The sequence below is a fragment of the Zhenhengia yiwuensis genome (genome assembly GCF_014384995.1).
Lineage (GTDB): Bacteria > Bacillota > Clostridia > Lachnospirales > Cellulosilyticaceae > Zhenhengia > Zhenhengia yiwuensis.
This window is the reverse complement of sequence record NZ_JACRSY010000017.1, coordinates 37,582-59,506: the sequence shown is the minus strand read 5'-3', so window position 1 is coordinate 59,506 and position 21,925 is coordinate 37,582. Positions and strand designations below refer to the sequence as shown.

Sequence of the window (21,925 nt, the reverse complement as noted above, 5' to 3'; positions counted from 1 at the left end):
GTGAATATGAGAACACTTTCTATAGATATTGAGACCTATAGTAGTGTGAGCTTAACAGAATCCGGTGTTTATGCCTATAGCGAGGCACCGGATTTTACTATACTGCTATTGGCCTATGGATTTGATGATGAAGAAGTACAAGTAATTGATTTAGCCCAAGGTGAAGATGTGCCTTGTGTGTTACTTGAAGCATTAATTTCGGATGATGTGATAAAGACAGCATATAATGCTAACTTTGAACGGACGTGTTTAGCAAGGTATTTAGGTAAATCCATGCCACCCAATCAATGGCGATGTACAGCTGTACATGCTTTAATGCTTGGATTACCTGGAAACTTAAAAGGTGTATGCGAGGCATTGGGATTAGGTGAAGAAGAAACAAAGAGTAAGACAGGAAGAGCGCTTATACAATACTTCTCTATACCTTGTAAGCCAAATGCTAAGAACGGACAACGAACAAGGAACCTACCAGCGCATGACCTAGAGAAGTGGCAGCTCTTTAAGGACTACTGTAAACAAGATGTAGTAGCTGAGAGAGCGATAAAAGAAAGGCTAAGTATCTTTCCAGTGCCACAGTCAGAGCAAGAACTATGGGAATTAGATCAGAAGATAAATGATGGTGGAATCTTGATAGATACACAGCTTGTAGACAACATTATAGGTTATGACCAAATCTATCAAGAAAAGTTAATGGAAGAAGCGAAAGCACTCACTGGATTAACGAATCCTAATAGTGTGGCACAGCTGAAGAACTGGTTAAGGGATCAGGGTATTAATCCTACAGGACTAACTAAGGCAAAAGTAGAGGAGCTATTAGAAACCACAACAGAAGATGTCAACCGTGTGTTACAACTTAGAAAAGCTATGAGTAAAACGTCAACAAAGAAGTTTGAGGCTATGAAACGTGCGCTATGCCAAGACAATAGAGTGAGAGGAACCCTACAGTTTTATGGTGCTAATCGATCAGGTCGATGGGCAGGAAGGCTGCTGCAAGTGCATAATCTTCCTCAGAATAAGGTGCCTGATATCGAACTTGCTAGGGAGCTTGTAAAAGAAGGAGATTTTGAAACACTAGAGATGCTCTTTGGTGAAACCCCTTTTATTTTTTCACAGCTCGTACGTACAGCCATTGTTGCACAGCATAATTTTATTATTTCCGACTTCTCAGCTATTGAAGCACGTGTAGTAGCATGGTTAGCAAATGAGCAGTGGGTGTTAGAGACGTTTCAAGGTGATGGGAAGTTATATGAGCATACAGCCAGTAGAATGTTTAACGTGCCAATCGAGAAGATTGTAAAAGGTCAGCCGGAGTATGAACTAAGACAAAAAGGTAAATTAGCTACATTGGCATGTGGCTATGGCGGGAGTGTTGGAGCGCTTACTTCTATGGGTGCTTTAAAGATGGGGCTAGTAGAAGAAGAGTTAAGTGATATCGTACACGCTTGGAGACAGGCTAACCCAAACATTGTACGGCTCTGGTATGACACGGAAAAAGCAGTCAAAGATGCCCTGGATACAGGGTGGCAAGTGGCGATTGCAAAAGGTGTTAGTGCAGAATTAGAGCAAGGAACACTTTTCATTGCCTTACCAAGTGGTAGACGTTTAGCTTATGCAGAAGTAGCACTAGAAGACAATGAAATTACTTACATGGGTATAGACCAACAAAGTAAGAAGTGGACCAAGCTTAGGACTTATGGTGCAAAGCTTGTAGAGAACATTACACAGGCCATAGCAAGAGATTGTCTAGCAGAAGCCATGAAGCGATTAGATCAAGCAGGTTATAGTATAGTCATTCACGTACATGATGAAGTGGTTATTGATACAGATAAAGATGCAATGGCAGATATTACAGAAATGATGAGTAGGGACATAGATTGGGTACCAGGGTTACCCCTTAGAGGGGATACTTATCAAACGAAGTTTTATAAGAAAGATTAACCGATTTGAAATCAGAAAAAAGAAGGGGGACAAAACATGGAATTAATTAAAATAGATGTAAATGCTGGGCAAGAAGCAATTGTAAGCGGAAGAGAGCTACACAAAGTTTTAGAGATAGGAACAGAGTATGCAAAGTGGTTCTCACGGATGGTAGAATACGGATTTGTTGAAGATCAAGACTTTGCGGAAGTTATCGTCAAAAATGACGAAAACTCTCGAGGCGGTAGACCAAGTACGGATCATGCCATCAAGCTTGATATGGCAAAAGAAATTGCTATGATTCAGAGAACAGAAAAAGGCAAGCAAGTAAGACAATATTTCATTGAGTGTGAGAAGAAGTTAAAACTCAATACTGCACAACTTAGTCCACACTTACAAGCGTTCAATCAGCTCTTCCAGGCAATGGCTAACATGGAATTAGGTCAGAAAAAGCTAGAAGGTGAATTGCAAGGCATCAGAGATGCTATTGTCTTAGATCCGGCGGCATGGCGTGTAGAAACCACTAACCTTATTAATAAGATAGCTATGAAGCTAGGTGGTTATGAAAATATCAAGGCAGTTAGAAAAGAAAGCTATGAAATTTTAGATAGTCGTGCAAAGTCAAAGTTAGGCATTAGACAAATTAATATGAAACGCAAGGTGCTTGAAGAAACGGGTAGTCGCTCAAAGGCTGATAAGATTACAAAATTAGATGTGATTGCAGCAGATGTAAGACTAAGAGAAGTGTATATTGCAATCATTAAAGAGATGTCAGTGAAGTATGGGGTGGCGTAATGAGAAAATATGACATTGTATATGTAAGAGATTGGGGACGAGGGATTGGTAGTATGCAGAACTTTGGAAGACCAGCAGTGGTCCTTCAAAACGATAAAGGTAATACCTTTTCTAACACAACTATCGTAGCTTTTATTACGAGTAAGCTTAAACGCCTGGATATTCCAACACATGTAGTATTGGAAGGCTATAACTTATGGAAGCCAAGTATGCTACTACTTGAGCAGATTGCTACTGTACCTAAAGAGTTGATTGACAAGAAGCTAGACCACTTAAGAGAAGAAGATATCAAACGTGTTAATGAAGCCTTAGATGTAAGTTTAGATAGGGGGAATACAGGTGGATATTTCAGTTGCAAGAAGTAGAAAGTCAACACAGTGGAAACCTAAACAGGTAACATGGGAAGAACTTATTGCAAAACTTAGTAAACCTATTGTTACAGAAGAAACATATACGGAATACATGAAAATGCCAAAAAACAAGCAAGATGCTATTAAAGATAGAGGTGGTTTTGTAGGAGGCAAGTTGAAGGATGGTAGTCGCAGGAAAGGACATGTTCAGCACAGGCAACTTCTGTGCTTGGACATGGACTATGGTACAGCAGACTTTTGGGAAGAATTCAAACTACTTTTTAATTACACCTGCTGCATCCATACCACACATAAACACAGCATAGAGACACCAAGGTATAGACTCATCTTTCCTCTTGTAAGACCCGTTACAGAAGAGGAATATGAAGCAGTCGCAAGAAAGCTTGCAGAAGAGATAGGCATAGACCTTTTTGATGACACTACCTATGAACCTACAAGGCTTATGTATTGGCCTACGGTGAGTAAGGAAGGCGCATTCTTTTGTAAGCACATGAGTGGTGAGTCTATTGATCCAGATAAGCTCCTTGCAACCTATGAGAATTGGAAAGATTGTAGCCAGTGGCCCAAGTCATCCCGTGTAAAGAAGCTCATTAAGCATGACTTAAAGATCTTAGGTGACCCAACACAGAAAGAAGGAATTATTGGTGACTTCTGTAAAACCTATACCATTAGTGAAGCAATTGATAAGTTTCTAAGTCATGTGTATGAACCATGCACAGAGCTTGGACCTAATCGCTATACCTATATAGGTGGTTCAACATCAGGTGGAGCCATTGTTTATAATGATGCCTATCTCTATTCCTATCACTCAACGGATCCAGCACAAGGTGGAAGTCATAATAGTTTTGATCTTGTACGTATTCATCTCTTTGGGGAAATGGATGAAGGAAGTGTAGCAAAAACACCACCTTCTATGAAAGAGATGTTAGCTTTTGCAAGTAATGATGACAAAGTCAAACAAGAACTTGTAGAGGCGTTTGGTGATGAGCAAGAAGGTGTTGAAAGTGCTATCTACTACAATGCTAAAGGGGTTAAATGCCTAGACATTCGTCTCTTTGCAAAGTTTGTAAGGGAGCACAGCCACTATATGATTGTAAGGAAGCAGGGGCAAGATAGTGAATTCTTATATTGGTATGAGAATGGTGTTTATAAATGGGTAGGTAGCAATGAGTTTAAAGGTAAAATTAAACAACTGCTCCCGGATGAGTTCTGTACACCAAGAATATGGGAAGAAGTTTATAAACACTTATTAACTGATACAACCAGTATTCGATTTGAAGACTTAGATCAGAATGAAGATTATATCAACTTCAAAAATGGATTATACAACATTAACACAAAACAGCTTGAACCTCATAGGAGTGATATCTTATCAACCATACAACTACAGATTGATTACAATCCTGAAGCCAAGGAACCCAGAACATGGATAAGCTTTATCAACTCGCTAAGTAATGAGGATCCGGAGCTGGTAGCTATTCTACAAGAGTGGGTTGGTCTAGTTATTTCTAATGTAGACGGAACGAAAGCTAAAAAATGTCTTGTGCTTGTAAGTGAAATAGGGAATACAGGTAAAACTCAGTTTAACAAGCTTCTAGTTAAGATCCTAGGAAGTGATAAAGTATGTAGCACACCTATTCAGAAAATGGATAAGACATTTGGGCTTGGAAGTTTATATGGCTCAAAAGCAATTATCATTGATGATCAAACTGATGCAGTGATTGAAGATATCACTAATTTCAAACAGGTAACAGGATCAGGGCCGGTAAGTTGTGAAATGAAGGGAAAACAAGCTTTTACGTATAACTTCAGAGGGACGCTTACCTTTACCTGTAATGATCTCCCTTACTTCAAAGGGGATAAAGGAGATCACGTCTTTGAACGCTTTCTTATCATACCGTGTAGGCAGGTTATCCCTAAAGAAAAGCGTAATAAACACATTCAAGAGGCATTTGAAAAGGAGATAGAAGGGATTATCTTATGGGCTTTAGAGGGCCTCACTAGATTGAAAGCAAATGACTTAACATTCACACCAAGCATAGTTTGTGAGGAAGCAGTTCAGGAATATAGAAGTAAAAGCGATAGCTTGTATTGGTTCATCAAGGAGCATTACCTCGTAACAACTGATCAAGCAGACCGTGTCTTAAAGTCTAAGTTAGATAAAGAGTATGAGACGTGGTGTAATGCCAATGACATAAATCCTATCAAGAAGAAAAATATTGCAGATAGAGCTAAGAAGCAAGGTATCTACACGAAAAGAAGTAATGGCACGTACTATACAAACCTTAAGCCTTTGTGAATCAATGGATTGGACAGGTTTTGGATTGGAATGGACAAAAATATAAGAGTCCAAACAGTCCATAGATAATTAAAAAATAGTCCACTTTAAGCCTTTGAGTATAAAGGGTTTTAATAAAATATGGACGTAATGGACAGGTTAAACTTCTTTATATATAGGAGTAATTTTTAGTTTTAAAATAAAAAAGAAAATTTTTCTTTTTATATAAAAGAATATATCTTATATATTTATATACTTATAAGTCCATAGCTTATAGCTTATGGATCAAGGGCTAGAGTAGTGGATGAAAAATGGAGGAGTTGTGGACAATGTTAGAAAAGCAGATAGAGGAGTACCTCACCAAGAAAGTTAGAAGTCTTGGGGGAATGAGTATTAAGCTCACATCCCTAATAGGTATTCCAGATAGATTAGTACTTTTACCATATGGTAGATGTGTCTTTGTGGAGCTTAAAGCGCCTGGAGAGAGTCCAAGGAAGATACAGCTTAAACGTATGCAACAACTAAGGGGACTTGGGTTTAAGGTATATGTAGCAGATAGCTATGAAAGAGTAGATGAGGTGATAGGTAATGCACTTCAAACCACATAGTTACCAGGAGTATGCCATTGATAAGATTATAGAACTACCAGCAGTGGGACTCTTTATGGATATGGGAATGGGTAAGACCGTGTCAACTCTGACAGCAGTATTAGAGCTACTCTTTGATTACTTCGAGGTGAGTAAAGTCTTAGTCATAGCACCCCTGAGAGTAGCCGATACCACTTGGACGGATGAAGTAGATAAGTGGGAGCATCTAAGTGAGTTGAAAGTAGCTAAGGTGCTAGGAACACAAGATGAGAGAATAAAAGCATTGGGTGCTAAAGCAGATATCTACGTAATCAATCGGGAGAATGTATCCTGGCTGGTTGAAAGATACAAAGCACGTTGGCCCTTCGACATGGTAGTGGTAGACGAGCTAAGTAGCTTCAAGTCACCCAAGTCGAAACGATTTAAAGATCTCAAGAAGGTATTACCCTACATCAAACGTATTGTAGGACTTACTGGAACCCCAGCACCTAATAGTTTATTGGATTTATGGCCACAGCTCTATTTACTGGATCGAGGTGAAAGGCTAGGTAAAACTTTGACCAGCTACAGGGAGAAGTACTTCTTGCCAGATAAACGTAATCAGCACATCGTGTATACCTACAAGCTAAAACCTTTTGCAGATGAGGATATCCATAAGCAGATAGGTGATATCTGTATTAGCTTATCAGCCGATGATTACTTGGAACTACCTGAGCGCATAGACAATATTATTAAGGTCAAGTTACCTGAAAAGGTAATGAAGCAATATAAAGAGTTTGAAAAAGAACAACTCTTAGAGCTACAAGGTACAGACATTACTGCTGCAACAGCGGGTGTTGTAGTCGGTAAGCTCCTACAAATGGCAAACGGTCAGATTTATGACGATGAGGGAGAAGTACACAAGATTCATGAAGCAAAGTTAGAAGCACTAAGTGAGTTAGTTGATACAGGTCAACCCTTACTGGTGTTTTACAACTTCAAACATGACTACGAGTGCCTAATGAGCGCATTTAAAAATCCACGAACACTTAAAACAAGCCAAGATATCAAAGACTGGAACGAAGGGAAAATACAGCTACTACTTGCACATCCAGCAAGTGTTGGTCATGGTCTTAATCTTCAAGCAGGTGGTAACATTATCATTTGGTATGGACTTACTTGGAGTCTGGAACTCTACCAACAAGCTAATGCAAGACTGTATAGACAGGGGCAAAAAAACAACGTAATTATTCATCACTTGGTAGCGGAAGGTACAGTGGATGAGCATGTGATGGAAGTATTACAAACAAAAGATAAAGGGCAACAGGGGTTATTACAAGCAGTTAAAGCGATGATTTGAAAGGGGAATAGCAATGAAAAATTGTTTTGCAATAAAGAGAGGTAAGTGTACAGCACTAAAATATAAAGTGTGCGAGGGGTGTAGTTTTTATAAGACAAAGGCACAGCTCAAGAAAGAACAGGAGAAAACAAGAAGGCGTATTGCTCAATTAGATAATCATACACAGGCTTATATTACAGACAAATATGATTGCAAGTAATTAGGGGGTGAAGCAATGACTAAACAAGAACTATCACAGCTTTATTATCTTAACCGAGAAATTGAAGAATTACAAAATCGTATAGCAGAACTAGAAGCAAAAGCTTTATCCATGGCAAAGCCAATCACAGGTATGCCTAGCGTACCAGGTGTTGTGGATAAACTAGGCAAATATGTAGCAGAGATATCAGATCTAAAAAGTTTACTTGACCTCAACATCAAGAAATGCTTCTATGAGCTGAACCGGTTAAATAGATACATCCAAGGCATAGAAGATAGTGAGATACGAATGATTCTATCGCTTAGGTATATCAATGGCCTAAGTTGGCAGCAAGTAGCTTTTAGTATCGGGAAAAAAGATGAGCAATATCCAAGAAGAAAACACAACCAATTTTTAAAAATGACGAATATGACGAACTGAAAAGCATATAATTATAGTGTACAAGTGTATCCAAAAGCCTGTGAAGATTAATCCATAAGCTTTTTTAAAAAATTAATTTAAGAAATGACGAATATGACGAACGTAAAAACATATAATTATAGTGTACAAGTGCACCCAAAAGCCCAAGGAATAAAATCCAGGGCTTTTTTAATGTCCATTTTTAGGAGGTGGTCTAGTGCCAAGTAAACCTTTAAAACCATGTAAGCATCTTTATTGTCCAGAGCTTACTGCAGATAGATTTTGTCAAAGACACAGGCACCAACATGAACGCACATCAGCAGCACAACGTGGCTATAACAGAAGGTGGGTCAAAGCGAGAAAGCTGTTCCTACAAGAGCACCCATTGTGTATAAGGTGTCAAGAGCAAGGGAAGTTGACTCAGGCTACAGTAGTTGACCATATCACACCGCATCGAGGAGACAACAAGCTGTTTTGGGATAAGAGTAACTGGCAGCCACTGTGCAAGAGGTGTCATGACAAGAAGACCATGACTGAGGATAGGCATCAAGAGTATAAATATTAAAAACAGCATGGGGTAGGGCCATCAAAATCTCTACAACTCTTGATGCTCAAGACCGCCGCCCCCCTTCGTGTGGATTTTCGCATAATTAAAAGGGTGGGGTACTAAAAAATCGCATAATAAAAGTCGCAAATCAAGCAACTACAAGGCATTGTGGTTGCTTTTTTAATGCGTAAAAGTTTAAGAAGGGAGGAAGATGTAGATGACAGAAGAACAGAAGAAAAAAATAAAAGAGCTGAGGCTAGAAGGCTTGGGATATAAGGCAATAGCTAACATTCTTGGACTTTCAAGAGATGCTGTAAGAGGGTTTTGTAAGCGCTATGAACTTACAGGTAATGCAACTGTTGTTGCACTCAATATGCAGGTAAAAAAGCAAAAAAATGTAGTATGTTTACATTGTGAGAAGCCACTCAAGCATAAGGCAAAGGGGCGGACGCGTAAATTCTGCTCTGCCCCCTGCAGAAGAAAGTGGTGGGTAGAGCACCAAGAAATGCGTAATAAAAATGAGAAGGCCATTTACAAGTATACATGTTCGTATTGCGGCAAGGAGTTTAGTGTGTATGGCAATAAGAACAGAAAATATTGCAGCCATAGCTGTTATATCAAACATAGATTTTGGGAGGATTGAAAGTGGAGTTTAAAAAATTAGAAGTAGATGTACTCATACCGGCAACATACAACCCAAGGAAAGATCTAAAGCCCGGGGATAAGGAATATGAAAAGATAAAAAACAGTATCAATGAGTTTGGGTATGTTGAACCTATCATTGTGAATAAAGATATGACCATCATTGGTGGGCACCAGCGCTTAAAGGTTTTAAAACACTTAGGCTACACAGAAGTAGACTGTGTGGTTGTAGAAGTTGATAAGACCAAAGAGAAAGCATTAAACGTAGCACTTAACAAAGTAACTGGTTCATGGAACGAAGCATTACTAGCAGAGCTGATTAAAGATTTGCAAGAAGTAGACTTTGACGTGGCCCTTACAGGTTTTGAACCACCAGAGATTGATGAGCTCTTTAGTAAATTAAATGAAGGAGAAGTTCAGGAAGACAACTTTGATGTGGAGGATGCGCTTACAGAAAATCCTATTACTAAACAAGGTGATGTGTGGTTACTAGGAAGACATCGCTTAATCTGTGGAGATAGTACAGAGGCTTCTGTTTATGAACTACTCATGGATGGCCAAAAGGCAAATCTTATAGTAACGGATCCACCGTACGGAGTCGCATATGAGGGAAAAGCAGGTAACATAAAAAATGATGCACTAGCAGATGCAGAATTTGAGGAGTTTTTGTTGAAGGCATTTAAGAACATGGAGGCAAACTTATCTGATGATGGTTCAATCTATGTTTTTCATGCGGATACGAAAGGGCATATCTTTAGAAAAGCTTTCTTAGATGCCGGCTTTTATTTATCAGGTGTTTGCCAGTGGGTCAAGCAATCATTAGTACTTGGAAGAAGCCCGTACCAGTGGAAGCATGAGCCTGTGCTTTATGGATGGAAGAAGTCAGGTAAGCATAGATGGTACGCTGGGCGTAAAGAAACAACTGTGTGGAACTTTGATCGACCAACGAAAAGTGAACTTCATCCAACAACAAAGCCAATAGCACTTGTTGCTTACCCTATACAAAATAGTAGTATGAGCAATTGTATTGTACTGGACCCATTTGGTGGTAGCGGCTCCACACTCATTGCTTGTGAACAGACAGGGCGTATTTGCCACACCATTGAACTGGATGAAAAATACGCTGATGTTATCGTTAAACGATTTAAAGACCAAGCTGGCTCAGATGGAGAGGTGTACTTGTTAAGAGATGGGCAAAAGCTTACTTATGAAGAGGCGGTGAAAGCTCATGACCAAGCAACAGGCGCTTAAGTTTTTAAAAGCTAACCGGCATACACTTTCCAAGCAGCAATACAAGACAATTAAAGGCCAAATGATTTGTGGAGATGTGACAGGAGCACTTAAGGGATTAGCAAAAGTCCTTTCGAGATAGCTCCTTTCTTTGTGTAGTAAGCACAATTAATTCCTGTATTTCTTGTGTAGTCAGCGTCTACAACTAAAAGCACAGCTACGGTAACATGTGTACTACCCGGAAGGGAATACACAAATGAAAGGGAAGCACAAATGAGAACACAAAGATTTGGAATTGAAATCGAAATGACAGGTCTTACAAGAGCTGAGGCAGCAGAGGTTGTTGCTAAAGAGTTATGGACTGAAAGTTTAGTCCATATGGGAGGAAGCTACGACGCCTACCACATACTAGATCCAGAAGGTCGAACATGGAAGATTGTTTCAGACTCAAGCATTGAAGCACAAAAGATGTATGATAAGACAAGACTTTTCGCAAATACAGAGTACAGAGTTGAACTCGTAAGCCCAATACTAACCTACAAAGATATCGAACCTTTGCAAGAAATTATAAGAGAGCTTAGAGAGGCAGGAGCCATAACAAATAGCACTTGCGGCATACACATTCACATTGATGCAGCACCTCATACACCAAACACCTTAAAGAACCTAGTTAACTTGGTTGCAAGCAAAGAGGATTTACTTTACAAAGCATTACAAATTGACTACGACAGAATAAAGTATTGCAAAAAGCTAAATGAACAACTCATTCAAACCATTAACAAAAAGAAACCCAAAACACTGGATGAGCTAGCAAACATTTGGTACCAAGGCTATGGAGCACAGGATCGAACAAGGCATTACCACCAAAGTAGATACCATGGACTTAACCTACACAGCATGTTTACCAAAGGCACAATCGAATTTAGACTTTTCAATAGCACCACACACGCAGGCAAGATTAAAGCTTACATCCAATTTTGTTTAGCACTTAGCCATCAAGCCTTAATCCAAAAGAAAGCTAGTGCGAGAAGAACCTACACTGATAACGAGAAGTACACCTTCAGATGCTGGATGCTAAGACTTGGCTTAAACGGTGACGAGTTTAAAACTTGCAGATACCATTTCCTGGGAAATTTATCTGGTAACAGCGCATGGAGAAATGCAGCGTGAAATAGTGAAGAATAGGGAGGGCCAAGTGCCTTCCCATAATACAAAGGAGTACATGAAATGAATAAGAAACTTTATGCTGCCTACGGTAGCAATATGAATTTAGAGCAGATGAGCTTTAGATGCCCAGCAGCTAAAGTGGTAGGCACAGGTATTGTAAAAGACTATAGACTTACCTTTAGGGGCAATAGCCGTGGAGTAGCCAATATTGAACATTGCCCCGACAGAATCGTTCCAGTAGTGCTATGGGAAATTACAGAGGCTTGTGAAGAAGCGCTTGATGTATATGAGGGCTATCCAAACTTATATGGGAAACAGATTGTAGAAGTACAAGCTGATGGTAGGGTAGAAGAAGCTATGGTATATGTTATGGCAAAAAGGTACAGAAGCATGCCAGCACTTCCTACAAGTTATTACCTTGGGACCATAGCTAGGGGCTATGCAAACAACGGGATTGACCTAGAGATCTTAAAGACGGCGCACCTTGAATGCATTAAGGAGTTGAAGTGATGGAGAAGTTTTTTACCCAAAGCACATGTGATAGATGTGGGGGTGCACTTAATGGCGGAAGAATTATGAGTATGTTTAATACCGACTGCATTTGCTTAAAGTGCAAAGATAAGGAACAACTAGAACCAGAATATAATAAGGCACTAGAGGCAGATAGGGGGGAAATTCAAAAAGGTAACTATAATTACAAAGGTATAAGAGGTAAATAAAGTGCTTAGTGATAAAGTTGTAGAACAGATATTACTCATTAGAGATACAGGTCAGTACAACATGTTTGATATCCCTAATATTCAAGTAGAAGCCTATGTTAGAGGTTATCACGAACTGACTATATTTTTAGAAGATAATCTAAAGGAGTACACAGAGTTTATTATGACAGGAAAAAGATAAATAAACCAAGAGCTTACAGAAATATAGGCTCTTTTATCATGGGAGGAGGTGAACCTATGGCTACACCAGGAAGAAAGCCAAAACCAACAGCACTTAAAGTATTAGAAGGTAATCCAGGAAAACGTGCACTCAATGATGCAGAACCTAAACCAGAAAAGAAGGCACCCAAATGTCCAACATGGTTGGATAAAGAAGCGAAGAAAGAATGGAAGCGAATTGCAACGGAACTAGAGGCATTAGGTATTTTAACAGAAGTAGATATGGCAGCCTTTGCTGGGTACTGCCAAGCCTATGCAAGGTGGAAAGAAGCAGAAGAGTTCATCGCCAAACATGGAACAATTATTAAAAGTCCAAGCGGCTACTGGCAACAGGTGCCTCAAGTTAACATTGCTCAGTCTTATTTGAAGATCATGAATAAATTTTGTGAGCAGTTTGGTCTTACACCTTCTTCACGAAGTAGAATATCCGTAGAAAGTAGCTCATCAGAAGTTGATCCAATGGAGATGATGCTGATGTCAGGAGGTAAGAAGTGATGTACGATGAAGCAAAAGCACAGCATGCGGTTAATTTTATTAACTGCCTTAAACATACAAAGGGTCAATGGCGAGGTGTAAACTTTGATCTTTTAGATTGGCAAGATAAAATCATACGTGATATCTTTGGGACAGTAAAAGATAATGGCTATAGGCAATATAACACAGCATATATTGAAATTCCTAAGAAACAAGGCAAAAGTGAGCTTGCAGCAGCAGTGGCATTATTACTTACTTGTGGGGATAATGAATGGGGAGCTGAGGTTTATGGTGCAGCAGCAGACAGACAGCAAGCGTCCATTGTATTTGACGTAGCTGTAGAAATGGTAGAGCAGTGCCCAGCGCTTAAGAAGCGAATTAAACCTATTATGTCAGTTAAACGGTTAGTTTATAAACCTACAGGTAGTTTTTATCAAGTGTTATCAGCGGAAGCTTTCACGAAACATGGTCTTAACGTACATGGGGTTATATTTGATGAGCTACATGCCCAGCCGAATCGTGAACTCTATGATGTACTTACTAAGGGGTCAGGAGATGCTAGGACTCAACCTCTCTTTTTCCTTATTACTACAGCAGGAAATGATAGAAACTCTATTTGTTATGAAGTACATCAAAAGGCTCAAGACATACTAGATGGAAGGAAGATTGATCCTACATTCTACCCTGTCATTTATGGAATAGATGATAATGATGACTGGACAGATGAGCGCAATTGGTACAAGGCTAACCCCTCACTAGGTCATACAGTTGATATAGAAAAAGTAAGAGCTGCTTTTCAAAGTGCTAAAGAGAACCTGGCAGAAGAAAATATCTTTAGACAACTGAGACTCAATCAATGGGTGAAGCAATCTATAAGATGGATGCAAATGGATAAATGGGATGAGTGTGCTTTTAGTGTATCTCCAAAAGAGCTTATAGGAAGAGAGTGTTTTGGAGGACTTGACTTATCTAGCACAACAGACATCACAGCATTTGTACTAGTATTCCCACCAAGATATGATGACGATAAGTATGTGGTAATGCCATTTTTCTGGATTCCAGAAGATAACCTTGCTTTACGTGTAAGACGCGATCACGTACCTTATGATGCATGGGAAAAACAAGGGTATATTAAAACCACAGAAGGGAACGTTGTACATTACGGTTTTATCGAATCTTTTATTGAAGACCTAGGTGTCAAATATAACATCAAAGAAATAGCTTTTGACCGCTGGGGAGCCATACAGATGACTCAGAACCTAGAAGGCATGGGATTTACAGTGGTACCATTTGGTCAAGGTTATAAGGATATGAGCCCACCCTCTAAAGAGTTGATGAAGCTTACTTTGGAAAAGAAACTAGCCCATGGTGGAAACCCAGTTCTAAGGTGGATGATGGACAATATCTTTATTAAAACCGACCCAGCAGGTAACATCAAACCCGATAAAGAGAAAAGCACAGAGAAGATAGATGGTGCAGTAGCTACTATTATGGCGCTTGATAGAGCAATAAGACATCAGGATGATGGTGGAAGTGTGTATGATAGCCGGGGGATATTGATCTTATAGAAATGATTAAGGAACTATATATAAGAAGAGTAAATGCTAATAAATAGAAAAGTTATGTGTTTTATGCATTTAGCATATTGTTTTTTAAAAAAGTTTATACTATAATGAGTATGCACCGTCGGAAGGCATGGGTAATGCCCGAAACCAAATATTCCATTTGCGGGATTAAGAATGGTATACCATTCTTTTTTTTTATCATGGAGGATTTAGTATGCTTGATTTTGATAAGCCTTTTGATATAGAAAACCAAATTGAATTTATGAAAAAATACGTTGTGTTTTCTAGGAAAGAAAGAATGAGAAGACTGCTAACTTATACTGGATATTTTAGACTTAGCAGATATGGAAAGTATTTGCTATCATATACAAGTGTTTTAAAAACTAAACCTAAGCAGGACTTACTTTTTGCAGTATATGATTTCGACGCTGAATTAAGAAAGTTGCTTTTTTCATACTGTAAAAAAGCTGAGATTCAATTTAAGAGTCACTTATCTAATGCGATTTCTTTGAAAGTAGGTGATTCACTGTTCTATTTAGATTGTACATCTTATACACCTTCTCGTAGTGAAAAAGACAGTACTAAAAGAACTAGTAATGTAAAATACTTTGATAAGTTTATTAAGACTATTAGTGAAAATGAAAAACAATTAAGAAGGAATGTACATAAATACCCAGAGTTAAAAGAGTATAGAACAGGTGGAAAAAGGGCTAAAAAGAAGATACCTTCTTGGGCGGCATTTTCCTATTTTGAATTTGGGACGATAACAAAATTGTACTCATATCTTCGGGGTGATTTAAGAAAAGTAGTTCTTATATATGGATATTCTAAGAAAAACTATGGGAAAGAAGTTACTAAACAAATGGATACATGGCTAGATGCTATAAGAAATCTAAGGAATGTTTGTGCACATCATAACAAGCTAGTAGGAAGAACCTCTTCAGTAGTATTGATGGATAAAACAGATGATTCAGCTATTCTTGTAAGTAATACTGATTTGTTTTCTAGAATATATGCCATGAAAAAAGTATTAAAAGCTGAAGATGGGGAACAATTAAAAAAAGATCTAAGGAAGATTGTTAATAAGGCAAAGTTTGATATATATATATTTAATATTCTTCCTAGGGATTGGGAAGAATTATATGATAGAATAAATTTTTTATAATAGCATAAGATATATAAGACCATAGGAAGGCAAGGGTAGTGCCTGAAACCAAATATTCCATTTGTGGGAAGAGTACGACTAAAAGTCTTACTCTTTTATTCTATAAATAATGCATCTACAGTTGAGTAGGTGCTTTTTTTATACCCATTTTTAGGAGGATAATTATGGAGATGTCAGTTCTATCAAAGTTATTTAAATCAAGAGATAAACCAACCAATTCACTTAGTGGTGCTTACACTTTTTTCTTTGGAGGTACCACTAGTGGCAAAACAGTTAATGAAAGAACAGCGATGCAAACCACTGCTGTTTATGCTTGTGTTAGAATTTTAGCTGAGGCCATCGCTTCTCTACCATTACACACTTATCGGAGTACATCCAATGGTAAAGAGAAAGCAAAGGACCATTATTTATACTATCTGCTGCATAATGAACCCAATTCAGAGATGACTTCCTTTGTCTTTAGAGAGACATTGATGAGTCATCTTTTATTATGGGGAAATGCATATGCCCAGATTATTCGTGATGGAACAGGTAAGGTTATGGCTCTTTATCCACTTATGCCAGACAAAATGACTGTAGACAGAACTAGTAAAGGTGAAATTTACTATTTATATAACAAAGAAGGGCAAGATTATCCCTTAAGAAAAGAAGAGGTACTTCATATTCCAGGATTAGGATTTGATGGATTGATCGGTTATTCACCCATAGCAATGGCTAAAAATGCTATCGGAATGGCCATCGCCACAGAGGAATACGGGGCCTCTTTTTTTGCTAACGGGGCAAACCCAGGAGGTGTACTTGAACACCCTGGGATTGTAAAAGATCCAGCACGTATTCGTGAAAGTTGGAATGCTGTATATGGTGGAAGTAACAAAGCACATAAGGTAGCAGTATTGGAAGAAGGTATGTCTTTTAAAACAATTACTATACCACCAGATCAAGCACAGTTCTTAGAAACACGTAAATTCCAAATCAATGAGATAGCACGTATCTTTAGAATCCCACCTCACATGATAGGAGACTTGGAACGGGCTACCTTTTCAAATATAGAGAATCAATCCTTAGAGTTTGTAAAGTACACCTTGGACCCTTGGGTAGTTAGGTTAGAGATGAGTATGCAACGTGCCTTACTACTAGAAAGCGAGAAGAAGGATTACTTCATCAAACTCAATGTAGATGGATTACTTAGAGGAGATTATGCCTCTAGAATGCAAGGTTACGCTACAGGTATTCAAAATGGCTTCTTAAGTCCTAATGATGTGAGAAGGTTAGAAGACATGAATACCATCGAGCATGGTGATATCTATGCCATGAATGGTAACATGCTCAAGCTTGAAGATGTAGGTGCTTATGCAAAAACATTAGATAAAAAGGAAGGTGAAAACAATGAGGAAGTTCTGGAATTGGGTAAAGAATGAGGAAGGTAGAACACTTTACTTTGATGGCTATATTGCTCAGGATAGCTGGTTTGATGATGAGATTTCACCTAAGCAATTTAAAGCAGAGCTTACAGCCTCAAAAGGTGATGTAGCTGTATGGATTAATAGTCCAGGTGGCGATGTGTTCGCTGCCAGCCAAATCTACAATATGCTTAAAGAGTATCCAGGCAAAGTCACAGTTAAGATAGATGGAATAGCTGCAAGTGCTGCTTCCGTTATTGCAATGGCAGGAGATGAAGTATACATGTCACCTACGGGGATGCTGATGATTCACAACCCATCAACAGCAATCTTTGGTGAAGCTTCTGATTTAGAATCTGGAATTGCCATGTTAAATGAAGTCAAAGAAGGCATTATCAATGCTTATGAGCATAAGACAAGATTAAGTCGGGTGAAGCTTGCACACATGATGGATGCAGAGACTTGGTTCAGTGCCAAGAAGGCTGTGGAACTGGGATTTGCAGACAAAGTATTATATGAACCAGAGCAAGAGCAGTCAGATGAAGGGTTCATTTTTGATAAGGTAACAGTCACCAATGCGCTGAGGAATAAACTACCCCGTGCAAAGAAGGAGCCACCTGAAGATAAAGGTATACCTTATGATCAGTTAGTAAAACGATTAGAACTATTAAAACATTAATTGGAGGTATTTGTATATGAGTAAAGCATTAGAATTAAGAGAAAAAAGAGCCAACCTATGGGAGAGTACCAAAGCTTTCTTAGATAGTAGAAGAAATGATAAGGGATTACTTTCCGCAGAAGATACACAGACCTATGAACGTATGGAAGAAGATGTTATTAATCTCGGTAAAGAGATTGACCGATTAGAGCGCCAAGCAGCACTTGATTTAGAGCTGTCCAAGCCACTTAATGCACCACTCACAAATAAACCTTCTCAGTATCAAGGTGATGTTAAGACCGGGCGTGCAACTGATGAATATCGTAATGCCTTTTGGAATGCTATGAGAAATAAAAATAGTTTTGATCTACAAAATGCTTTACAGATCGGGACAGATAGTGAAGGTGGTTACTTAGCACCAGATGAGTTTGAACGTACACTTATTGAAAGTTTACAAGAAGAAAATATCTTTAGAAGTTTAGCAAAAATTATTAACACCTCTTCAGGAGATAAAAAGATCCCAGTATCTGCTACAAAAGGTACAGCATCTTGGGTAGATGAAGAAGGATTAATTCCTGAAAGTGATGATAGCTTTGGACTTACTTCTATTGGAGCATACAAATTAGCAACTATGATTAAGGTTTCAGAAGAACTTCTTAATGATAGTTTTTTTAATATACAAGACTATATTGCTAAAGAGTTTGCAAGAAGAATAGGTGCTAAAGAAGAGGAGGCTTTTTTCATTGGAGATGGAACAGGTAAACCGACAGGTATTTTCCATACAACTGGAGGAGCAGAAGTGGGAGTAACGAGTACAAGTACAACAGCTATTACATTAGATGAAGTAATGGATTTATTTTATTCGCTTAAATCCCCCTACCGTAAAAAAGCTGTCTTTGTGATGAATGATTCGACTGTAAAAGCTATTCGTAAGTTAAAAGACAGTACAGGTCAATACTTATGGCAACCATCCGTTACGGCAGGAGAGCCAGATAGAATCCTAAATAGACCTGTTAAAACTTCTGCTTATGTTCCAGCTATTACTACAGGTAATAAGGTTATAGCCTTTGGAGATTTCAATTACTACTGGATTGCAGATCGCCAAGGACGTAGCTTCCAAAGACTCAATGAGCTTTATGCAGCTACAGGACAAGTCGGATTTAAAGCTACTCAAAGGGTAGATGGTAAACTCATTTTACCTGAAGCCATTAAAGTATTACAGATGAAATAATGGGGAGGTGATGAGCTGATGGTCATTACTTTAAAAGAAGTTAAAACTTACCTTCGAGTAGATGGTGATGAAGAGGATATGCTCATCACCTCTTTTATCATAGCAGCAGAAGAAATGTGTGAAGGGATACTTAGATATGCGCTAGATGAATTAACCTTGGTCCCCGAAACAGTTAAACAAGCCATTTTCTATATAGTAGGGCAGCTTTACGAGAATAGGGAGCAAGTTCCAATAGATGAGATTTTAGAAGTTGTAAAGTGTTTACTCTTTAACTACCGAAAGGAAAGTTGGTGAGAGGATGATCGGTGAGTTAAAGCACAGAATCAAGTTAGAACAGCTGCTTGTTGAAAAAGATAGCCTAGAACAAGAGATCGAAACTTGGCAACTAGCCTATGAGGTATGGGCAGATATTAAACCACTTTCAGGCAAGGAGTACTTTAAAGCAAGACAAACAAAAAGTGATATTATGGTTCAGGTCACTATTAGGTACAGGCCACAGATTTATAATCATATGAGAATGCTATTTAATAATCAAATCTATGAGATTGTATCGGTTATTAATGTTAACCAGGAGAATAGATATTTACAATTACTTTGTAAAGAAGGTGTAGAGCTTGTTTGATTTAGATATAGAAATAGCCAAAACACTTGCACAATATACTCAAGAAATTCAGGAAGCCTTAGAAGAAGCAACAGATAAAATTACCCTTGAAACAGTAAAATACTTGAAAGCTACAAGTCCAACTCGTACACATAAGTACAGTAAAGCTTGGATCAGAAAGAAAACAGACAACGGGTATATCATTCATAATAAAAGATACTACCTGACACACCTTCTAGAACATGGTCATGCTAAACGTGGTGGTGGAAGAGTATTAGGTATCAAACATATAGAACCGGCAGAACAAAAGGCAATCGATGCATTTGAACAGGAATTAAGGAGGGCTATTGATGACATTAGATAAGGTATGTAAGATGTTAAAGCAAATAGAATTACCATTAGCTTATAATCATTTTAAAAGTGAACAAAAGCCACCCTACCTTGTGTACATGATAAGTGAAACAGAAAGTTTTGCAGCAGATAATAAGGTTTACCATAAAGAAGATCGATTTGCTATAGAACTGTATACGGCTAAAAAAGATGCACTACTAGAGACTAGATTAGAAGTCCTATTAGAAGATCATGAAGTATATTATGAAAAGTATGAGGCTTATATTGATACAGAAAAGATGTATCAAATTAGATATGAAATTTAAGGAGGGATAACAATGAGTAATAAGATAAAATATGGACTTAAGAATGTTCATTATGCAAGTATTACTGAGACGAATACAGAAGGTGTCATTGATGTTACTTTTGGAACACCTACACCTGTTCCAGGTGCAGTTAACCTAGTATTATCTCCAGTAGGAGAAAGTACGCCTTTCTATGCGGATAACACAGAGTATTTTACGACTATTGCTAACAATGGTTATGATGGGACATTAGAGATGGCACTTATCCCAGATACTTTTAAAGTAGAAATTTTAAAAGAAGTACTTGATAGTAAGAAGGTTCAGTTTGAAGAAAATGATAAACAACCAGCGCCATTTGCTTTACTCTTTGAGTTTGAAGGTGATGTCAAAGCTATACGTCATGTTATGTATTACTGTAAAGCAGCTAGGCCTAATATCGAGAGTTTAACAAAAGGCCAAACCATTGAACCTAAGTCAGAAACCCTCAACTTGACCTGTAGAAGTATTCCGGGAACAACCATTATCAAGGCTAAAACTACTAGTGAAACAGACACAGCAACTTATGATAACTGGTATAAAACAGTATATGAAAAAACAGAAGAAATTGGATAATTATCTATAAAATATAAATGCATAATATTTACATTTTATAGCACAAGTGTTATACTATTTAAGTAACAACAATTTAATATGAGTAAACTCATTTATCAAGAGTTAGGGTAGAGATTTAGCTCTATGACCCTATACCAACCTGCATACTGCAAGGTGGTCCTGCTAAAATATCGATAAGGAGGTGATGCAATCATTGTCTAGTATCTTCTTATTCTGTATAAGAGGATTTTTTTGTTTTATAAAATTATATTGAGGAGTGATTGCATGAATACTTTAGGAATGTTAAGAGGTTATATGGCAAAAAATATGGACGCCACTAGATTTATTGATGAGGTTACAAAAACATTATCAAAAGAATTTAATGAATTAGTACGTGTAAAGATGATCAAACCAGGAGTATATAGAATAGAATTAAAGGACTATAAGATTACTATGAGTGAAGACCTCATCAATAAGTTAAAGAGCCCTTATAGAGTAGATAGATATATACTTTTAAAGTTCGAAGAACAGGGATTTAAATTTGATAGGAATAGAAGTCAATACATTATGTATTGTTTTGGAAACTATATTGGAGCTACAATAAGCTCTAAGTAGTTTCACAAGGGGGTGCTAGAATTATAGACATTCTAGGACCTCTTTTTATTTATAAAATCTATTTTAGGAGAAACGTATATGGAAAAGACCTTTTGACCGAGCTCATTAAGTTAGAAAAAGTTTATAAAGAAGGAGAATTACAGTTAGAAAACTTAGACTTTGAAGTATTCTATAATATGCTTTGGGTTATGGCTAAAACAGCCAATTATGAAATTAAGCCTCCTTTAGAATGGTTAGATGAATTTGAAGAATTACCTATTCTAGAAATTCTACCAGAAGTGATGGAGCTGTTAACAGGTCTAATGAAAACAACTAAAAAAAAGTAGAAAATACAACTAAGGATATAGTGGGTGAAGTAACAACAGAGATGATAATGGTCTATGCTATAAAAAGAGGGCTACTTCTAACAGATTTTAATGTGATGAGTATAGGAATGATTTTAGACTACATAGATCATTATGATAGGCTACATGGCATAAAGGAAGAAGATGGAAAACAAGCTAATCAACTAGATTTTAATGCATTCTAACGCCTAACAAGGTAGTTCGGCCACATATTTTCCTATATCCTAAAATGAGCAC

Annotated in this window: 30 protein-coding genes; all 30 read left to right on the top strand. The window is 37.9% G+C overall.

What is annotated here, in order from left to right; genetic code table 11:
- Window positions 1–6: 6 nt before the first annotated feature.
- Window positions 7–1,938, top strand: coding sequence for a DNA polymerase (locus H8718_RS11645; protein WP_249333040.1), 1,932 nt, complete (start codon window positions 7–9; stop codon window positions 1,936–1,938).
- A gap of 36 nt (window positions 1,939–1,974) precedes the next feature.
- Window positions 1,975–2,712 carry an antA/AntB antirepressor family protein gene (locus tag H8718_RS11640; protein WP_249333039.1) on the top strand — a complete coding sequence of 246 codons (738 nt, stop codon included), beginning with the start codon at window positions 1,975–1,977 and terminating at the stop codon, window positions 2,710–2,712.
- Entirely contained in the window at window positions 2,712–3,077 is a 366-nt protein-coding gene (locus H8718_RS11635; protein WP_249333038.1) for a type II toxin-antitoxin system PemK/MazF family toxin, read from the top strand. Before H8718_RS11640 ends, H8718_RS11635 begins: the two co-directional genes overlap by 1 nt.
- Window positions 3,052–5,382, top strand: coding sequence for a DNA primase family protein (locus H8718_RS20835; protein WP_249333037.1), 2,331 nt, complete (start codon window positions 3,052–3,054; stop codon window positions 5,380–5,382). Before H8718_RS11635 ends, H8718_RS20835 begins: the two co-directional genes overlap by 26 nt.
- 308 nt (window positions 5,383–5,690) lie before the next feature.
- Window positions 5,691–5,969, top strand: coding sequence for a VRR-NUC domain-containing protein (locus tag H8718_RS11625; RefSeq protein WP_249333036.1), 279 nt, complete (start codon window positions 5,691–5,693; stop codon window positions 5,967–5,969).
- Window positions 5,950–7,287, top strand: a complete 1,338-nt coding sequence (locus tag H8718_RS11620) for an SNF2-related protein (protein WP_249333035.1) — start codon at window positions 5,950–5,952, stop codon at window positions 7,285–7,287. Before H8718_RS11625 ends, H8718_RS11620 begins: the two co-directional genes overlap by 20 nt.
- Before the next feature lie 13 nt (window positions 7,288–7,300).
- Window positions 7,301–7,486, top strand: a complete 186-nt coding sequence (locus tag H8718_RS11615) for a hypothetical protein (RefSeq protein WP_249333034.1) — start codon at window positions 7,301–7,303, stop codon at window positions 7,484–7,486.
- Between the two features lie 15 nt (window positions 7,487–7,501).
- Complete coding sequence (locus tag H8718_RS11610; RefSeq protein WP_249333033.1) at window positions 7,502–7,906, top strand: hypothetical protein; 405 nt, start codon at window positions 7,502–7,504, stop codon at window positions 7,904–7,906.
- Between the two features lie 196 nt (window positions 7,907–8,102).
- A complete protein-coding gene (locus tag H8718_RS11605; RefSeq protein WP_249333032.1) occupies window positions 8,103–8,450 on the top strand; it encodes an HNH endonuclease signature motif containing protein in 348 nt (115 codons plus the stop codon).
- 199 nt (window positions 8,451–8,649) lie between these two features.
- Window positions 8,650–9,075 (top strand): helix-turn-helix domain-containing protein, encoded by a 426-nt coding sequence (locus H8718_RS11600; RefSeq protein WP_249333031.1) that lies wholly within the window; start codon window positions 8,650–8,652, stop codon window positions 9,073–9,075.
- A 2-nt stretch (window positions 9,076–9,077) separates the two neighbouring features.
- A complete protein-coding gene (locus H8718_RS11595) occupies window positions 9,078–10,325 on the top strand; it encodes a site-specific DNA-methyltransferase (protein ID WP_249333030.1) in 1,248 nt (415 codons plus the stop codon).
- Window positions 10,303–10,446 (top strand): hypothetical protein, encoded by a 144-nt coding sequence (locus H8718_RS11590; RefSeq protein WP_249333029.1) that lies wholly within the window; start codon window positions 10,303–10,305, stop codon window positions 10,444–10,446. Before H8718_RS11595 ends, H8718_RS11590 begins: the two co-directional genes overlap by 23 nt.
- Before the next feature lie 131 nt (window positions 10,447–10,577).
- Window positions 10,578–11,474: an amidoligase family protein gene (locus tag H8718_RS11585; RefSeq protein ID WP_249333028.1), complete on the top strand. Its 897-nt coding sequence runs from the start codon at window positions 10,578–10,580 to the stop codon at window positions 11,472–11,474.
- A 57-nt stretch (window positions 11,475–11,531) separates the two neighbouring features.
- Complete coding sequence (locus tag H8718_RS11580) at window positions 11,532–11,981, top strand: gamma-glutamylcyclotransferase family protein (protein ID WP_249333027.1); 450 nt, start codon at window positions 11,532–11,534, stop codon at window positions 11,979–11,981.
- Window positions 11,981–12,190 carry a gamma-glutamylcyclotransferase gene (locus H8718_RS11575; RefSeq protein ID WP_249333026.1) on the top strand — a complete coding sequence of 70 codons (210 nt, stop codon included), beginning with the start codon at window positions 11,981–11,983 and terminating at the stop codon, window positions 12,188–12,190. Before H8718_RS11580 ends, H8718_RS11575 begins: the two co-directional genes overlap by 1 nt.
- 1 nt (window position 12,191) lies before the next feature.
- A complete protein-coding gene (locus H8718_RS11570) occupies window positions 12,192–12,371 on the top strand; it encodes a DUF5049 domain-containing protein (RefSeq protein ID WP_249333025.1) in 180 nt (59 codons plus the stop codon).
- A 56-nt stretch (window positions 12,372–12,427) separates the two neighbouring features.
- Window positions 12,428–12,904, top strand: a complete 477-nt coding sequence (locus H8718_RS11565; protein WP_249333024.1) for a phage terminase small subunit P27 family — start codon at window positions 12,428–12,430, stop codon at window positions 12,902–12,904.
- Complete coding sequence (locus tag H8718_RS11560; RefSeq protein WP_249333023.1) at window positions 12,904–14,451, top strand: terminase large subunit; 1,548 nt, start codon at window positions 12,904–12,906, stop codon at window positions 14,449–14,451. Before H8718_RS11565 ends, H8718_RS11560 begins: the two co-directional genes overlap by 1 nt.
- A 211-nt stretch (window positions 14,452–14,662) precedes the next feature.
- Window positions 14,663–15,613 carry an Abi family protein gene (locus H8718_RS11555; protein ID WP_249333022.1) on the top strand — a complete coding sequence of 317 codons (951 nt, stop codon included), beginning with the start codon at window positions 14,663–14,665 and terminating at the stop codon, window positions 15,611–15,613.
- A 170-nt stretch (window positions 15,614–15,783) separates the two neighbouring features.
- Window positions 15,784–17,031 carry a phage portal protein gene (locus H8718_RS11550; protein ID WP_249333072.1) on the top strand — a complete coding sequence of 416 codons (1,248 nt, stop codon included), beginning with the start codon at window positions 15,784–15,786 and terminating at the stop codon, window positions 17,029–17,031.
- Window positions 17,000–17,692 carry a head maturation protease, ClpP-related gene (locus H8718_RS11545; RefSeq protein ID WP_249333021.1) on the top strand — a complete coding sequence of 231 codons (693 nt, stop codon included), beginning with the start codon at window positions 17,000–17,002 and terminating at the stop codon, window positions 17,690–17,692. The genes H8718_RS11550 and H8718_RS11545 overlap by 32 nt, the downstream gene beginning before the upstream one ends.
- Before the next feature lie 16 nt (window positions 17,693–17,708).
- Window positions 17,709–18,902 (top strand): phage major capsid protein, encoded by a 1,194-nt coding sequence (locus H8718_RS11540; RefSeq protein WP_249333020.1) that lies wholly within the window; start codon window positions 17,709–17,711, stop codon window positions 18,900–18,902.
- An 18-nt stretch (window positions 18,903–18,920) separates the two neighbouring features.
- On the top strand, window positions 18,921–19,196 hold the full coding sequence (locus H8718_RS11535; protein WP_249333019.1) for a head-tail connector protein: 276 nt from the start codon (window positions 18,921–18,923) through the stop codon (window positions 19,194–19,196).
- 4 nt (window positions 19,197–19,200) lie between these two features.
- Window positions 19,201–19,524: a phage head closure protein gene (locus tag H8718_RS11530; RefSeq protein ID WP_249333018.1), complete on the top strand. Its 324-nt coding sequence runs from the start codon at window positions 19,201–19,203 to the stop codon at window positions 19,522–19,524.
- Window positions 19,517–19,867: an HK97 gp10 family phage protein gene (locus H8718_RS11525; RefSeq protein ID WP_249333017.1), complete on the top strand. Its 351-nt coding sequence runs from the start codon at window positions 19,517–19,519 to the stop codon at window positions 19,865–19,867. The genes H8718_RS11530 and H8718_RS11525 overlap by 8 nt, the downstream gene beginning before the upstream one ends.
- Window positions 19,854–20,159, top strand: a complete 306-nt coding sequence (locus H8718_RS11520; protein ID WP_249333016.1) for a hypothetical protein — start codon at window positions 19,854–19,856, stop codon at window positions 20,157–20,159. Before H8718_RS11525 ends, H8718_RS11520 begins: the two co-directional genes overlap by 14 nt.
- 12 nt (window positions 20,160–20,171) lie before the next feature.
- A complete protein-coding gene (locus tag H8718_RS11515) occupies window positions 20,172–20,750 on the top strand; it encodes a major tail protein (RefSeq protein ID WP_249333015.1) in 579 nt (192 codons plus the stop codon).
- A gap of 264 nt (window positions 20,751–21,014) precedes the next feature.
- Entirely contained in the window at window positions 21,015–21,344 is a 330-nt protein-coding gene (locus tag H8718_RS11510) for a hypothetical protein (RefSeq protein WP_249333014.1), read from the top strand.
- A 92-nt stretch (window positions 21,345–21,436) separates the two neighbouring features.
- Window positions 21,437–21,670, top strand: coding sequence for a hypothetical protein (locus H8718_RS11505; RefSeq protein WP_249333013.1), 234 nt, complete (start codon window positions 21,437–21,439; stop codon window positions 21,668–21,670).
- A gap of 20 nt (window positions 21,671–21,690) precedes the next feature.
- On the top strand, window positions 21,691–21,873 hold the full coding sequence (locus H8718_RS11500) for a hypothetical protein (RefSeq protein WP_249333012.1): 183 nt from the start codon (window positions 21,691–21,693) through the stop codon (window positions 21,871–21,873).
- Window positions 21,874–21,925: the final 52 nt, after the last annotated feature.

Bases quoted from the DNA above. Each gene is read 5' to 3' on its own strand.
- H8718_RS11585 (WP_249333028.1), top strand. From the start codon at position 10,578: ATGAGAACACAAAGATTTGGAATTGAAATCGAAATGACAGGTCTTACA.
- H8718_RS11600 (WP_249333031.1), top strand. From the start codon at position 8,650: ATGACAGAAGAACAGAAGAAAAAAATAAAAGAGCTGAGGCTAGAAGGC.
- H8718_RS11615 (WP_249333034.1), top strand. From the start codon at position 7,301: ATGAAAAATTGTTTTGCAATAAAGAGAGGTAAGTGTACAGCACTAAAA.
- H8718_RS11560 (WP_249333023.1), top strand. From the start codon at position 12,904: ATGTACGATGAAGCAAAAGCACAGCATGCGGTTAATTTTATTAACTGC.
- H8718_RS11625 (WP_249333036.1), top strand. From the start codon at position 5,691: ATGTTAGAAAAGCAGATAGAGGAGTACCTCACCAAGAAAGTTAGAAGT.
- H8718_RS11610 (WP_249333033.1), top strand. From the start codon at position 7,502: ATGACTAAACAAGAACTATCACAGCTTTATTATCTTAACCGAGAAATT.
- H8718_RS11555 (WP_249333022.1), top strand. From the start codon at position 14,663: ATGCTTGATTTTGATAAGCCTTTTGATATAGAAAACCAAATTGAATTT.
- H8718_RS11575 (WP_249333026.1), top strand. From the start codon at position 11,981: ATGGAGAAGTTTTTTACCCAAAGCACATGTGATAGATGTGGGGGTGCA.
- H8718_RS11640 (WP_249333039.1), top strand. From the start codon at position 1,975: ATGGAATTAATTAAAATAGATGTAAATGCTGGGCAAGAAGCAATTGTA.
- H8718_RS11565 (WP_249333024.1), top strand. From the start codon at position 12,428: ATGGCTACACCAGGAAGAAAGCCAAAACCAACAGCACTTAAAGTATTA.
- H8718_RS11620 (WP_249333035.1), top strand. From the start codon at position 5,950: ATGCACTTCAAACCACATAGTTACCAGGAGTATGCCATTGATAAGATT.
- H8718_RS11545 (WP_249333021.1), top strand. From the start codon at position 17,000: ATGAGGAAGTTCTGGAATTGGGTAAAGAATGAGGAAGGTAGAACACTT.
- H8718_RS11635 (WP_249333038.1), top strand. From the start codon at position 2,712: ATGAGAAAATATGACATTGTATATGTAAGAGATTGGGGACGAGGGATT.
- H8718_RS11520 (WP_249333016.1), top strand. From the start codon at position 19,854: ATGACATTAGATAAGGTATGTAAGATGTTAAAGCAAATAGAATTACCA.
- H8718_RS11580 (WP_249333027.1), top strand. From the start codon at position 11,532: ATGAATAAGAAACTTTATGCTGCCTACGGTAGCAATATGAATTTAGAG.
- H8718_RS11645 (WP_249333040.1), top strand. From the start codon at position 7: ATGAGAACACTTTCTATAGATATTGAGACCTATAGTAGTGTGAGCTTA.
- H8718_RS11590 (WP_249333029.1), top strand. From the start codon at position 10,303: ATGACCAAGCAACAGGCGCTTAAGTTTTTAAAAGCTAACCGGCATACA.
- H8718_RS11530 (WP_249333018.1), top strand. From the start codon at position 19,201: ATGATCGGTGAGTTAAAGCACAGAATCAAGTTAGAACAGCTGCTTGTT.
- H8718_RS11515 (WP_249333015.1), top strand. From the start codon at position 20,172: ATGAGTAATAAGATAAAATATGGACTTAAGAATGTTCATTATGCAAGT.
- H8718_RS11540 (WP_249333020.1), top strand. From the start codon at position 17,709: ATGAGTAAAGCATTAGAATTAAGAGAAAAAAGAGCCAACCTATGGGAG.
- H8718_RS11550 (WP_249333072.1), top strand. From the start codon at position 15,784: ATGTCAGTTCTATCAAAGTTATTTAAATCAAGAGATAAACCAACCAAT.
- H8718_RS11510 (WP_249333014.1), top strand. From the start codon at position 21,015: ATGAATACTTTAGGAATGTTAAGAGGTTATATGGCAAAAAATATGGAC.
- H8718_RS11535 (WP_249333019.1), top strand. From the start codon at position 18,921: ATGGTCATTACTTTAAAAGAAGTTAAAACTTACCTTCGAGTAGATGGT.